This window comes from Bradyrhizobium sp. LHD-71 (genome assembly GCF_031157255.1).
Classification (GTDB): domain Bacteria; phylum Pseudomonadota; class Alphaproteobacteria; order Rhizobiales; family Xanthobacteraceae; genus P52-10.
Window position 1 is genome coordinate 24,117 of record NZ_JAVIFX010000002.1, and the last position, 14,340, is coordinate 38,456.

13 protein-coding genes and 1 tRNA gene are annotated in these 14,340 nt (G+C 63.2%); all 14 read left to right on the top strand.

The genetic code is table 11. The features are described 5' to 3' along the window. Positions 1-62: 62 nt before the first annotated feature. The 14 genes from RCO31_RS01465 (at position 63) to RCO31_RS01530 (ending at position 14,334) form a co-directional block, all read left to right on the top strand. Positions 63-1,190 (top strand): S-(hydroxymethyl)glutathione dehydrogenase/class III alcohol dehydrogenase, encoded by a 1,128-nt coding sequence (locus RCO31_RS01465; RefSeq protein WP_308966408.1) that lies wholly within the window; start codon positions 63-65, stop codon positions 1,188-1,190. Positions 1,191-1,415: 225 nt separating this feature from the next. Beyond that, a complete protein-coding gene (locus RCO31_RS01470) occupies positions 1,416-1,847 on the top strand; it encodes a YeeE/YedE thiosulfate transporter family protein (protein WP_308966409.1) in 432 nt (143 codons plus the stop codon). A gap of 13 nt (positions 1,848-1,860) precedes the next feature. Next, positions 1,861-2,304: a DUF6691 family protein gene (locus RCO31_RS01475; protein ID WP_308966410.1), complete on the top strand. Its 444-nt coding sequence runs from the start codon at positions 1,861-1,863 to the stop codon at positions 2,302-2,304. Positions 2,305-2,360: 56 nt separating this feature from the next. Next, a tRNA-Arg gene (locus RCO31_RS01480) sits at positions 2,361-2,437 on the top strand. A gap of 338 nt (positions 2,438-2,775) precedes the next feature. Next, entirely contained in the window at positions 2,776-3,138 is a 363-nt protein-coding gene (locus RCO31_RS01485; protein ID WP_308966411.1) for a hypothetical protein, read from the top strand. Positions 3,139-3,525: 387 nt separating this feature from the next. Then, positions 3,526-4,275 (top strand): class II aldolase/adducin family protein, encoded by a 750-nt coding sequence (locus RCO31_RS01490; protein WP_308966412.1) that lies wholly within the window; start codon positions 3,526-3,528, stop codon positions 4,273-4,275. A 57-nt stretch (positions 4,276-4,332) separates the two neighbouring features. Then, positions 4,333-5,379, top strand: coding sequence for a succinylglutamate desuccinylase/aspartoacylase family protein (locus RCO31_RS01495; RefSeq protein ID WP_308966413.1), 1,047 nt, complete (start codon positions 4,333-4,335; stop codon positions 5,377-5,379). After that, complete coding sequence (locus RCO31_RS01500) at positions 5,376-6,719, top strand: aspartate aminotransferase family protein (protein WP_308966414.1); 1,344 nt, start codon at positions 5,376-5,378, stop codon at positions 6,717-6,719. The genes RCO31_RS01495 and RCO31_RS01500 overlap by 4 nt, the downstream gene beginning before the upstream one ends. Positions 6,720-6,739: 20 nt before the next feature. Continuing rightward, on the top strand, positions 6,740-8,908 hold the full coding sequence (locus RCO31_RS01505) for a N,N-dimethylformamidase beta subunit family domain-containing protein (protein WP_308966415.1): 2,169 nt from the start codon (positions 6,740-6,742) through the stop codon (positions 8,906-8,908). 49 nt (positions 8,909-8,957) lie between these two features. Continuing rightward, entirely contained in the window at positions 8,958-10,529 is a 1,572-nt protein-coding gene (locus tag RCO31_RS01510; protein WP_308966416.1) for an ABC transporter substrate-binding protein, read from the top strand. Positions 10,530-10,549: 20 nt separating this feature from the next. Beyond that, positions 10,550-11,494 carry an ABC transporter permease gene (locus tag RCO31_RS01515; protein ID WP_308966417.1) on the top strand — a complete coding sequence of 315 codons (945 nt, stop codon included), beginning with the start codon at positions 10,550-10,552 and terminating at the stop codon, positions 11,492-11,494. Then, positions 11,487-12,383 (top strand): ABC transporter permease, encoded by an 897-nt coding sequence (locus tag RCO31_RS01520; protein WP_308966418.1) that lies wholly within the window; start codon positions 11,487-11,489, stop codon positions 12,381-12,383. The genes RCO31_RS01515 and RCO31_RS01520 overlap by 8 nt, the downstream gene beginning before the upstream one ends. Next, complete coding sequence (locus RCO31_RS01525; RefSeq protein ID WP_308966419.1) at positions 12,380-13,357, top strand: ABC transporter ATP-binding protein; 978 nt, start codon at positions 12,380-12,382, stop codon at positions 13,355-13,357. Before RCO31_RS01520 ends, RCO31_RS01525 begins: the two co-directional genes overlap by 4 nt. Further along, complete coding sequence (locus tag RCO31_RS01530) at positions 13,354-14,334, top strand: ABC transporter ATP-binding protein (protein WP_308966422.1); 981 nt, start codon at positions 13,354-13,356, stop codon at positions 14,332-14,334. The genes RCO31_RS01525 and RCO31_RS01530 overlap by 4 nt, the downstream gene beginning before the upstream one ends. Positions 14,335-14,340: the final 6 nt, after the last annotated feature.

Genomic DNA, 14,340 nt, shown 5'->3' on the forward strand with positions numbered 1-14,340 from the left:
TGCAATCGACAATTCGTCGCCTCCGCCCTGCGCCGGAGCGGAATGAGCTTAAGGAGTTCGTCATGGATGTTCGCGCCGCGGTCGCATTTGCCGCCGGAAAACCGCTCGAGATCACAACCGTCAAGCTCGAGGGGCCGAAGGCGGGCGAAGTCCTGGTCGAGATCAAGGCGACCGGCGTGTGCCATACCGACGAATTCACGCTGTCGGGCGCCGATCCGGAAGGACTTTTCCCGGCGATCCTTGGCCATGAGGGTGCGGGCATCGTCGTGGATGTGGGCCCGGGCGTCACCAGTTTGAAAAAGGGCGATCACGTCATCCCGCTCTACACGCCCGAGTGCCGCGAGTGTCCGTCCTGTCGATCCCGCAAGACCAACCTCTGTACGAAAATCCGCGCCACCCAAGGCCAGGGGCTGATGCCGGACGGCACCTCGCGCTTCTCCTGTGACGGCCAGATGGTGCATCACTACATGGGCACCTCGACCTTTGCTAACTACACGGTGCTGCCGGAGATCGCCGTCGCCAAGATTCGCGAGGACGCACCGTTCGACAAGGTCTGTTACATCGGCTGCGGCGTCACCACCGGCATCGGCGCTGTCCTGAACACTGCCAAAGTCGAAGTCGGCGCCAAGGCGATCGTGTTCGGGCTCGGCGGCATCGGCCTGAACGTCATCCAGGGCTTGAAGCTCGCCGGTGCGGACATGATCATCGGCGTCGATCTCAACAACGAGCGCAAGGCCTGGGGCGAGCGCTTCGGCATGACGCATTTCGTCAACCCGAAAGATGCCGGCAAGGATCTGGTCCCGCATCTGGTCGACATGACGAAATCAGGCGACGACCAGATTGGCGGCGCCGACTACACATTCGACTGCACCGGCAACGTCACAGTAATGCGGCAGGCGCTGGAAGCCTGCCACAGGGGTTGGGGTCAATCGATCATCATCGGCGTCGCACCGGCAGGCGCCGAGATCGCAACCCGTCCGTTTCAATTGGTCACCGGCCGCGTCTGGAAAGGCACCGCCTTCGGCGGCGCGCGTGGCCGCACCGACGTGCCGAAGATCGTCGACTGGTACATGGACGGCAAGATCCAGATCGACCCGATGATCACCCATGTGATGCCGCTCGCCGATATCAACAAGGCCTTCGATCTGATGCATCAGGGCAAGTCGATCAGGAGCGTGGTAACGTTTTGAGATGGATATTGCGACCGATCGGCTTCGCCTGCCGGGCTGACGCCGGACGAGGCGAAGGGACTTTGGCAGTCCAGGTTTGAGCTTGCGCTCACGTTGCCGGATCGCTTCCGCCTGCCCGCTTCGCGCTGCGGCGAACAAGTCGCTTCACCTCGTCCCCGGCGTAGCCCGAAGGCCGTAGCCGGGTCGCAAGGACAATAAATTGGACCGGCTGTCCGGGAGGCACTCATGGTGACGATCGACTGGAGTAACTTCACGCCGGTGTCGGCGTTGCTTGGCGGCCTGCTGATCGGCGTCGCTGCCGCGGCGCTCTTGTTGCTGAACGGCCGCATCCTTGGCGTCAGCGGCATCGCCGGCGGCCTGTTGCAACCGCGCGCCGGCGACACCGGCTGGCGGCTCGCCTTCATTGCCGGACTGCTCGCGTCGCCACTTCTCTTGTTGCTATCGGGCACGATGGAGGCGCCTGAATTCGCAAGCCCTCTTTGGATAGTCGGGGCCGCCGGCCTGCTCGTGGGTTTCGGCTCGCGGATGGGATCCGGCTGCACCAGCGGACACGGCATCTGCGGCCTGGCGCGCCTCTCGAAGCGTTCGATCGCGGCGACCGCGTGCTTCATGCTGACGGGATTTCTGATCGTCTACCTGACGCGGCACGTGTTCTGAAGGAGTGCTTCAGATGAAAAACATTTCGGTGTTTCTGATCGGTTGCTGCTTCTCCCTCGGGCTTTGCATCTCGGGCCTCGTGGCGCCGCGCAAGGTTCTGGCCTTCCTCGATCTCTTCGGCGCCTGGGATCCCTCGCTGATCCTGACGATGGCGGCCGGGCTCGTGGTCGCGGGCATCTCCTATCTTGTCACCCGTGGCCGTCGCATCAGCGCGCTCGGCGAACCGATGCAGATCCCCTCGAACACGACGATCGACGTGCGCCTGATCGTCGGCAGCCTGCTGTTCGGCGCCGGCTGGGGTCTCGCCGGCGTGTGTCCAGGACCGGCGCTCGTCAATCTGGGCTTCCTGAGCACCCCCGCGGCCGTCTTCGTTGCAGCAATGTTCTGCGGAATGGCCCTGTTTCAGGCCTTCGACCACTGGGGAACGACACAGCGACCCGCGACCGTCGATGCCTGACTGAAATCACGCCCCCTCTGGCGTTCTGCCGCACGATCAGTATTGTGTGCCCCAACGCACTCGTAGCTCAGCTGGATAGAGCATCGGATTTCGATTCCGAGGGTCGGGAGTTCGAATCTCTCCGAGTGCGCCAAGACGCTGTTTGACAGCATCCTTCACATCCGCCGCCATCCAAAAAAATCAAAACTCCCATAAAACTAGGCACTTCGTGTGTCTGTGCTGTCTGTAGGCGGCCGTCCCTGTCCGGTGCTTCCACCCCGCTTCGCTGTACCCTTGCCTGTACCTTTTCGCGAGTTAGGATCACTCCGAAGAACAAAGGTACAACGACCGCACTAACGATCGAATGTCCGACACAACCACCATCACGGAAAAGAATTACCTGTCACCGAAGCTAGAACCGGGTGTCTACGCATGCGGGAACAACGTTTACTACGATGTGGTGTCAGTCACGAACCGTAGCTGGAAGTTTCGGTGGCATGTGGGTGGCAAGCCGTTCAAGCGCGGCCTTGGCGCAGCCAAGTTGTTGACCCCCAGCGAAGCCAAGAGAAAGCGCTGGGGCTGAAGCAGAACGTCCTCGAAAATGGCGTACCGGGCGACACGCGCGGCGACGCGAAGGATTCGACGGTCCGCAAAAAGTTCTATCCCTTCGCCACCGAATGGCGGCTGAAGATGGAAAAGGGACTGCGCCATCCAAAAGCGCGTCAGAAACTAAAGAACATCATCGACAACCACTGCAAGCCACTGCACGATCTGTGGCTTGACGAAATCATGCCAAAGCATGTCGAGGCGACGTTGCTTGCGATCTGGCATCTTCGCGAAATGAGTCGCGATTGAACTTCAAGGCGTTTCAACACAAGCGCCCAAACCCCGCAGCGTTTGTGCGGCCTCCATATGTAGATCTCGTATCGGTGGTCCCACCAACCCCGCCGGCGTCCGGGCAGCGCCCCATTGGCAGGCGCCCACATTATGCGGACCACGATTTCTGATGCGGAAGCGCTTTTACGCGCCTGCCTTGCTACTTTGGGAACGTTTCGGCGTCGTTGCGCATCGCAATAAATAGCTCGGCTGCTGAGTAGCGCTCGACCACGACGACTTGCATCAAGCCGAGCCCCGCGCCTCTCGCCGCACTGGACCGCGCCTGCCACACGTTGAAGGCAGGCGGGTTTTCGTATCTACTGAACGGCAAACCTGCTGCAGGCGAGATGGGAGTGGTGGCCACTCATGGCGCAATTGCACGTGTTGAAGGACGCTGATGCCGCTGAGTGGGCATTGCGGGTCGATCTCGCGGCGACGTTTCGGCTAAGCGCGCGCGAGAAATGGAACGAAGGGATCGGCAACCACAACAGCGCGATGATCCCCAATACCGAGTACATGCTGATCAACCCGCGCGGCATGATCTTTCATGAACTCCGCGCGAGCGACCTCCTAGTCTGCGATCTGAAAGGCAATGTCGTCTCGGGCAAAGGCGAATTGCGCAAGGTGGCGCATCACATTCATTCGCGCATCCATCTGATGCATCCGCAGGCACAGGTGGTGCTGCACGTGCATCCGCCCTATACGACGGCGCTCTCCCTGGTCGAAGGCGGCCGGCTGGCCGTGGCGCACAGCAACGACCTGCTGTTCAACGATCGCATCGCCTACGACGACGAGATGAATGGCGCCGTCAACGACGACGAGGAGGGCGACCGCATCGCCCATCTGCTCGGCCAGCGAACAACGCTGATCATGGGCAGCCACGGGTTGACGACGGTTGGCAGCACAGTCGCCGATGCCTTCTGCGAGCTTGCGGCCGTGGAGCGCTCGGCGATGTGGCAGTCGATCGCCGCCAGCTACGGCGGCAAGCTCAAACAAATGCCCGAACAGCTGCGCAAACGGCACTACGGTCCCTTAAGCGAGCGTTGGGACTCGAACCTCGAATTTGCCGCCTACAGGCGGATTCTCGATCGGGAAGAACCGGACTACGCGACGTGAGAACGTCGCAGCTCAATCCCGCCACGGGCCCAATCAGGATCAACCACTGTGAACGACATGGCCTCCACGCCCGCGCGAACGGATTTTTCCGCCGTCAGCCGACTCTATGCCGATATCGACCTTGAGGCAGAGGGAAAGGCCTGCGGTTTCCTGCGTGTACCGCATTCCGTGCATCGCTCTGCCTATGGATGGATCCCGATCCCGATTGTGTGCATCCGCAACGGCGAAGGACCACGCGTAGTGCTGATCGCGGGCAATCACGGCGACGAATGGGAAGGTCAGCTCGGACTTGGCGAACTGATCCGCAAGCTCGAGCCCTCGCAGATCAAGGGTCGGCTCATCATACTGCCGTCAGCGAATTTCCCCGCCGCCATGGCGGCAACGCGCACCTCGCCCATCGATGGCAGCAACATGAATCGCGCCTATCCGGGTGACCAGGACGGCGACATCACGCACCAGATCGCCTTCTGGATCGAACACGTGCTCCTGCCCGGCAATGACTACGCGATCGATCTTCATTCCGGCGGCAGCTCGCTGATGTACACGCCAAGCGCCCTGATGACGCGCGACGGTGACGAGGCCTATGTCAAACGATGCCTCGACCTCATAGAGGCGTTCGGTGCGCCCGTCAGTTATATCGCGGCCGCGCCGCAGGGCGGTGGACGGACGTTCAGCTCCGCGTGTCGTCGCAAAGGCGTTGCAGTAATCGGCACCGAGCTCGGCGGCGCGGGTTCGCTCAGCCAGACCACCATAGAGGTGGCACGGTCCTGCCTGTTGCGGGCCCTCTCCCACGTCGGATTGTTGCAGAAGAGCGTTGTAGTACCGCCGCCACGCAAGACGAGGCTGACCGAACTCGGTGGCGATGACTATTACGTCTATGCGTCCGATCCCGGCGTCTACGAAGCGCTCGTCGAGCCGGGCGATGAGGTTGAGGCCAATCAGCCTGCCGCCCGCATCCACCTCATTGATGTGCCCTGGCGGGAGCCGATCCTGCTGAAGTTCGCCCGTGCCGGGCTCGTCCTATGCAAACGCCAGCCTGCGCGCTGCGAACGCGGAGATTGCCTGTTCCATCTCGGCACTGATGTAGCGAGTCCATCTCGATGAGCCGTGTCTTCCACCGCACCTTGTTCGCCGATCCCCTCCTCGCGACACGAGGAGAAGGGATCTATTTGCACACCGCCGATGGCCGCAAAATCATCGACGGCTCCGGCGGCGCCGCGGTCGCTTGCCTCGGCCATGGGCATCCGCGGATCAACGCCGCAATCGCCGAACAACTCTCCAACGTCGCGTACGTCCACACGGTTCTGTTCACCAACCCGGCCGCCGAGGAGCTTGCCGAAACACTCGTCGGCCATGAACCCGGCGGCCTCAGCCACGCCTACTTCTGCTCCTCCGGCTCCGAGGGCAACGAAGCCGCGATCAAGCTCGCACGCCAATACTTCATCGAGATCGGTCAGCCTCAGCGCACGCGCTTCATCGCCCGACGCCAAGGCTACCACGGCAACACGCTCGGCTCGCTCTCCGCCGGCGGCAACATGATGCGCCGCGCGCCATATGCGCCCATTTTGTCCGAAGCCTTCTCTCTCGTCTCACCGTGCTTCGCCTACCGCTGGCAGAATGCGGACGAAACGGACGAACAGTACGTTCGGCGCCTCGCGGACGAGCTCGAAGCCGAATTCCAGCGCCTCGGACCCGGCAACATTGCCGCCTTCATGGCCGAGCCGGTCGTTGGCGCCACCACCGGCTGCGTTACCGCCGTGCCGGGGTATTTCAAGGCGATGCGCGAGATCTGCGACCGCCATGGCGCGCTGCTTATTCTCGATGAAGTCATGTGCGGCATGGGCCGCACCGGAACGATGCACGCTTGGGAGCAGGAAGGAATCGCACCCGACATCGAGGTCATCGGCAAGGGGCTGGGCGGCGGCTATCAGGCGATCGCCGGCATCCTGATCGGCAAGAAGATCATCGACGCCTTCCGCGCCGGCTCCGGCGCGTTCATGCATGGCCACACGTATCAGGCCCACCCCGTCGCCTGCGCGGCTGCGCTTGCCGTGCAAAAAGTGATCGCCGAGGATAACCTCGTTGAGAACGTCAGCGTCATGGGCAAGCGCCTGATGAGCGGGCTGACCGAGCGCCTCGGCAACCACCACCACGTCGGTGACATCCGCGGCCGCGGCCTGTTCCAGGCAATCGAGCTGGTCAGCGACCGCGCCAGCAAGACGCCTTTCGATCCTGCGCTGAAGTTGAACGAGCGTATCAAGGACGCCGCCTTCGCGCATGGCCTCGCCATCTATCCGATGGGCGGCACCGTCGACGGCAAGTACGGCGACCACATCTGCATCGCGCCGCCTTATATCGCGACACCCTCCGACATCGACGCGATCGTGGAGCGCCTCGGCGACGCTGTGGATGACGCGATCGCCGGGCTGCCGAAGAGTTCGTAACCCGCGCCCGGAGAGGCACAGTGAACCAAGCGGTCCTGCCGATCACCGGATATCTCGACCGCTTCTCTGCGCGCCCCGGCGAGGACGTCGTTGCCCGCATCAGTCTGCGCACTGCAGGCCCCTATCGCGCCCGGCTGGTGCGCGTGATCTGTGGTGATCCGAACCCGGATGGACCGGGCATGCAGTTCGAGGACCTGTCCGCGCGCCTCGACCGCACACTCCAGGGCCGCCATCAGCCGATCCATCTCGGCTCCTACGGATTGGTCCCCAAAGGTCCCGCACGTAGCCCTACGGCGCCATGCACATGGACTATTCTAGTTTGGACCGCCGATGTCGTTGGCGCGGCCACTCTCCTTTCCGACGGTCACTTGCGCATCGGCAGCGACAGTGCCGGCGCGTTCGCCGAAATAGCCGGCTCCAGTGGTGTCGTGCGGATCAACACCGGCACACCGCTTGCGCCCCGGCGATGGTATCGCGTGTGGCTGTCAGCCGACCCCGCAGCCGGTCGTATCGTGGTCGGACAACAAGCGCTCGGCTCCAGCGATATCGTTCAGGCGAGCCGTGAACTCGACGGCCTGCAACTTCCCAGCGCCGCCGCAGTCATGTTCGCGGCCGATACACCCGGCACTCCGCGGCATCACTTCACCGGCAAGCTCGAAGCCCCTGCCATTCTCGCGGGCTTTGTCACCGACTGGTCGGCGCCCCTCCCCCCGACACTCGCCGCCTGGGATTTCGCGATCGGCATCCCGACGCAAGTCATCACCGATACCGGTCCGCAGGCTTGCCACGGGCACCTCGTCAACCTTCCCGCACGCGCCATCGTCGGCGCTCACTGGATCGGCAGAGAAATGTGCTGGCGCCACGCCCCGCAGGACTACGCCGCCATCCAATTCCACGATGGCGATCTCGACGATTGCGGCTGGGATTCCGATTTCACTTGGACCGTTCCGTCGGACATGCCGAGTGGTGCTTACGCGCTGCACCTCACCTGCGATGCGGGGCAGGATCACATCCCGTTCTATGTACTGCCCAAGCAAACCGGTCCGTTCGCGCGGGTCGCCTTCCTGGCCTCGACCTTCACATACCAGGCCTACGCCAACCACGCGCGCGGCAATGCCGACGCTGCCTACAAGGCGCGCGCCGCGGCCTGGGGTGCCTCGCCCTACAACCCCGACGACTATCCGATTTACGGCCGCTCCACCTACAACTGCCACGCCGACAATAGCGGCATCAGCATCTCGTCGCGCCGGCGCCCCATCCTCACGATGCGCCCGGGCTTTCTCACCTTCGACGATGCGCGTGGCTCTGGCCTGCGGCATTATCCCGCCGACACGCATCTGCTGGGGTGGCTCGAGGCCAAGAACATCGCCTTCGACGTCATCACCGACGAAGACCTCGACAACGAGGGCCCGGCACTGCTCGCGACGTACCGCACCGTGCTCACCGGCTCACATCCCGAGTACCACACGCCCAACACCTTGAACGCGCTACAGCACTACACGCACGCCGGGGGCAAGCTCGCCTATCTCGGCGGCAACGGCTTCTACTGGCGCGTCGCGCGTGTGCCCGAACTTCCCCACATCATCGAGTTGCGCCGCGCCGAGGGCGGCATTCGCGCCTGGCAAGCCGAACCCGGCGAATACTATCATCAGCTCGATGGCCAATACGGCGGCCTCTGGCGCCGCAATCGCCGCCCGCCGCAAATGCTGGCTGGCGTTGGCTTTTCGGGCCAAGGCAAGTTCGAAGGCACTTACTATCGCCGACTGCCCGCTTCCTATCATCCGGACTACGCCTGGATGTTTGCCGGCATCGACGGGGAGATCATCGGCGACTACGGCCTCTCCGGCGGTGGTGCGGCTGGCTTCGAGCTCGACCGCGCGGACCCGGTTCTCGGCACGCCCGCCAACGCGGCGATCCTCGCTCGCTCGGAAAATCCCCCCGCCTCATTCGTCACCGTACCGGAAGAACTCCTCTCGCACCTGCACACGGTCAGCGGCGAAGAACCGGACGCGCTGATGCGTGGCGAAATCGTCTATTTCAACACGGAGTCCGGCGGGGCCGTCTTCGCGGTTGGCTCCATCACGTTCTGCGGTAGCCTCTGGAACCCGGCTCCCGCCAATCGCGGATTTAACGGGCCCATCTCTTGCTTGCTGGAGAACGTCGTTCGAAAATTCGCGGGAGAGACGTGACGGTTTGGTCCTGGCGCTCCCGGGCGCCGCAACATCCTGGAGGCACCCCATGGTTCGCGTGAGACTTGTCCCGATCGGGCTCGCTGCTGCCTTTCTGTGCTCGACCGGTCTGGCATCCGCGGCGCCGTTCAAATGTCCGTCCGTGGGCGGAGAGTTCGTGTTCGGCCAGGAGGCTAACGTCAATAGCCTCGACCAGCCCGCGTCGAACACCATCTCGACCCGCAACATCGCGATGAACATCTTCGAGACGCTGATGACTCGGGATGAGAACAACAACGCGATCACGGACCTCGCCGAGTCCTACACGGAGTCGCCTGACCGGCTGACCTACACATTCAAGCTTCGTCAGGGCGTGAAATTCCACAACGGCAAGCCGATGACCTCGGCGGACGTGCTCGCTTCGTTCGACCGCTACAACAAGGTCGGGCTTGAGCGTGGCATGTTCAAGAATGTTGCGGGCTGGGACGCGCCGGATGCGTCGACCTTCGTGATCAAAATGAAGCAGCCGCAGCCAACCTTCATCGAGCAGCTCAGCTCGTTCTCGGTTCCGATTGTCATCATCCCGGCAGAATTCAAGGATGATCCCGCCATGCAGTTGCATGTCGTCGGCACCGGGCCGTGGCAGCTCGTCGATTTCACGCCGGGCGGCCAGGTGAAGCTGAAGCGCTATGACGGCTATACGCCGAACACGAAATACGAGGAGCGCACCGGCTTTGGCGGCTACAAGCAGGCCTGCTTCGATACCGTGGTGTTCCGGATCGTCACCGAGGCAGGCGCGCGTGTGGCCGGCCTGAAGACGGGCGAGTTGCAGGGCGTAGAGGACCTGCCGACCAAGTCGCTCGACGAGTTGAAGAAGGACAAGAACATCACGATCGTGCCACTGCCGAACTGGTGGATCCAGATCGCGTTGCCGAGCATCACCAACCCGCCCACAGACAATCTGCTGCTACGCAAGGCAATCCAGGCAGCGCTGGACATGGATGAGATCATGGATGCCGCGACCGACGGCAATTACAAACTGAACGTCGGTTTCCAGTATCCGAACCAACCAAGCTACACCGACGTCGGCAAGGAGACCTACAACATCAAGGATCCCGCCAAGGCGAAAGAGTATCTCAAGCAAGCCGGATACAAGAGCGAGCCGATCGTGCTGCTCACCAACAAGGACTACACCTCGATGTACAACGCTGCGCTCGTGATGGCGGAGCAGTTGAAGGCGATCGGGATCAAGGCGGACCTGAAGGTGGTCGATTGGCCAACCTCGGTCGGCATTATGACCAAGAACGAGCCGGGCTGGAATTTCTTCTTCACCGGATACGGCACGCAGCCCGCACTCGGCGCGCTCGCGACGATGCAGTTCTTCACGCCGCCGAATGCCAACTACAAGCCCGGCGAAGGCAAGGACGATCCGGAGATCATCAAGGCGTGGGACGACATGAACAACTTGCCGGACCCGAAGGACCGTCAGGCCGCATTCGCGCGCATGCAGAAACTCATCCTCGAGAAGGTCTACGCCCTTCCGTTCGGTGCGCTGACCAAGGTACAGGGTGTGCGGGCGAACGTGCAAGGGTACAAGTCCTTCCGGATTCCGCGCATGTCCAACGTGTGGTTTACGAAATGAGCCGATGAAGGGATGATGAGTTGGCAAGCCTTGTCCTGCGCCGCGTTCTCGGCGCGCTGCCGGTTCTGCTGATCGTCAGCCTCATCACCTTCGGGATGATGCGGCTGATCCCCGGCGATCCTTCGTCGGTCATCGGCGGCATGAGCGCGACGCCGGCGCAGCTGGAGCAGATCCGGAGAGATCTCGGCCTCGACGAACCGATCGCCGTGCAGCTCGTGCGCTGGTACGGCGGACTGCTGCAGGGCAATCTCGGGCGGTCCATTCTGATGGGCCAGGACGTGATGTCGGTGACGCTGCAGCGGCTGCCGGTGACGATTGCGCTCTCGGCCTATGCGCTCGTCATCACGTTGGTGCTGGGATTGGCGAGCGGAATTTTCGCGGCGCTGCGCCAGAACACGTTGATCGACCAGCTTGCGATGATGCTCGCGATGCTGGGAATTTCAATCCCGAACTTCTTTCTGGGATTGCTGATGATCATTTTCTTCGCCGTGCAGCTCGGCTGGTTGCCGACGGGCGGATACGTCGGATTCACTGACGATCCCATCGGGTGGCTGCGCACATCCACCATGCCGGCGATTTCGCTCGCGCTGCTCCAGGTGGGCCTGCTTGCCCGCATCACGCGCTCTACGATGTTGGAGGTGCTACGGCAGGATTACATCCGCACCGCGCGCGCCAAGGGTCTGCCGGAACGGCTCGTGGTGATGAAGCATGCGTTATCCAATGCATTGATCCCGATCACCACGGTGGTGGGCATCATCGTGAGCCTTCTGGTCTCAGGCTCGGTGGTGACGGAGACGCTGTTCTCCATTCCCGGCATGGGGCAGCTGCTGACGCAGGCGGTGCTGAACCGAGACTACCCGATGGTCCAGGGCGGGCTGTTCCTGGTCACGGCATTTCTTGTTCTGATCAATATCGGCGTCGACGTGTGCTACTCCTTGCTCGATCCGCGGGTGCGTCATGAATAGCGCAGCGGCGCAACTCGAACTCGACGCCGACGTCCCCGAGACGCATGTGCATCCCGCGCGGGCCACGTTGAAGCGTCTGTTCCGCCACCGCCTCTTCCTCTCCGGGCTCGGTCTGTTCGGCATCATCTTGGCTGCGGCGGTTCTCGCGCCATGGATCGCGCCGACAGATCCGACCAAGCTCGCAATGCGCTTCAAATTCCGTCCGCCCGGTTCGGAGTTCGCATTCGGGACGGACAATTTTGGCCGCAGCCTCTGGTCGCGCGTGATCTGGGGTGCGCAGCTGTCCGTCATCATCGGATCTTCGGTGGTCGCGCTCAACGCAGTCTTCGGCACGCTGATCGGCGCGCTGGCCGGCTATTTCAGGTCGCTCGACAATGCCCTGATGCGGGTGAACGACGCGATGATGGCCTTTCCGGCGATCCTGCTGGCGATCGGCATCACCGCCGTGCTCGGCCCATCCACACTCAATGCCATCCTGGCGCTCGCCATCGTCTATGTCCCGCGCACGGCGCGGATTGTGCGCTCCTCCGTGATCGTGCTGCGCGAGATGGAATATGTGCAGGCGGCGGTGGCGGCCGGCGCGGGGCACTGGCGCATCCTGCGCCGCCACATCCTGCCCAACGCGATGGCGCCGCTGATCGTGCAGCTCAGCTTTCTGTTCGCCTACGCTGTGCTCTCGGAGGCGACGCTGAGCTTCCTCGGCCTTGGCGCTGTCCCGCCGACGCCCACCTGGGGCAACATCATGGCCGAGGGCCGCCAATACATGGTCGAGGCGCCCTGGATCATCACCATCCCGGGCATTGCGCTGATGATCACCGTGATGGGCCTCAATCTGCTGGGCGATGGCTTACGCGACGTGCTCGATCCACGCTTGAGAATTCAGCAATGAGCCTGCTCGAACTGCGCGGCCTCACGACTGCGTTCCAGACCGCCCGCGGAGAGATCACCGCCATCGAAGATGTCAGCTTCAACCTCGACGCCGGCGAAATCCTCGGCATCGTCGGTGAGTCAGGCAGCGGCAAATCCGTCACTGCGCTGACCATCATGGGCCTGCTGCCGCAGCCTCCCGCACGCATCGCCGCCGGCAGCGTGAGGTTCGCGGGGGAGGAACTCACCACCGCCTCGCAAAGCCGCATGGAGAAAATCCGCGGCGCCGGCATCTCGATGGTGTTCCAGGAGCCGATGACGTCGCTCAACCCGGTGTTCACCATCGGCGAGCAGATCATGGAAACTGTTCGCGCGCACGAAGGAATGTCCGCCAGCGATCAGCGGGATCGCGCACTCGAAATGCTCGAGCGCGTCGGCATCCCGTCGGCGACAAAACGGCTGAACGACTATCCGCATCAGTTGTCCGGCGGTCAGCGCCAGCGCGTGATGATCGCGATGGCGCTCGCGTGCCGGCCCAAGCTGCTGATTGCGGACGAGCCCACCACGGCGCTCGACGTCACCATTCAGGCGCAGGTGCTCGATCTGCTCATGGACCTGCGCGACGAGCTGGGCATGGCCATCATGATCATCACCCACAATATGGGCGTCATCGCCGAGGTCGCCGATCGCGTGCTGGTGATGTATGCGGGGCGCATCGTCGAACGCGCCTCCGTTGCAAACCTGTTCGATGCGCCGCAGCACCCCTATACCAAAGGCCTGCTCGCCTGCGTGCCCACCCTGGAGCAGGACCGGCACCGCCTGATCGCCATTCCGGGCTCGCTGCCCGAACCCGCGCACCGTCCGGCGGGGTGTCGCTTCGCCCCACGCTGCACCTATTGCATTGAGGCATGTCGCGCGGCCAATCCACCGCTCGTGGTCCAGCATGACGATCGCGCCGTCGCGTGCATCCGCGCCGATGAACTGGTTGCCACGTGACCCATCTCCTCTCCGCCGCCGGCCTCACCAAAACATACGCGATCTCCGGCGGCCTGTTGCTGCGCCGGCAAGCCATTGCCTTGCGCGCGGTCGACGGCGTAGACCTCAACATCATGCCCGGAGAAACGCTGGGCCTCGTCGGCGAATCCGGCTGCGGCAAGTCGACGCTTGGCCGCACGTTGATCCGCCTGATCGAACCCACCGGCGGCACGATCCTGTTCGATGGAGACGACATCACCTCGCTCGACATGAAAGCGATGCGGCCGAAACGCCGCGCCATGCAGATCATCTTCCAGGACCCGTATGGCGCGCTCAACCCGCGCATGTCGGTCGAAGACATCATCATGGAGCCGCTGGTAATTCACGGCGCCAGGGCCGACGCCGCAGCCCGTGCGGTGGTGGCTGACATGCTGCGCCTCGTCGGTTTACCGCAGCGCGCGGCTAGCCGCTTCCCGCACGAATTCTCGGGCGGCCAGCGCCAGCGCGTCGGCATTGCGCGGGCGCTCGCGCTAAAGCCGCGCTTTGTGGTGTGCGATGAGCCCGTCTCGGCACTCGACGTTTCGGTGCAGGCGCAGATCGTCAACCTGCTGCAGGACCTGCAAGCCGAACTCGGCCTCACCTACCTGTTCATCGCGCACGATCTCAGCGTGGTGAAACACATTTCGGATCGCGTGGCGGTGATGTATCTCGGCAAGATTGTGGAGATCGCGGAGAAGCGCGCGATCTACGCATCCCCGCAACATCCCTATACGCAGGCGCTGATCGCCGCCGTGCCGGTGCTGCGCCCGCAGGACCGCGGCCGCGGGCGCCGCGCGCGTCTTGCTGGCGACATCCCGAGCGCACTCAATCCGCCGACGGGCTGCCGCTTCCACACGCGCTGCCCGCACGTCATGCCGATCTGCCGCACACAGGAACCGCAGCTTCGCACCACGGCAGCCGGCCATCAGGTTGCCTGCCACCTGACCGAGAGGCCCTAGGTGGAA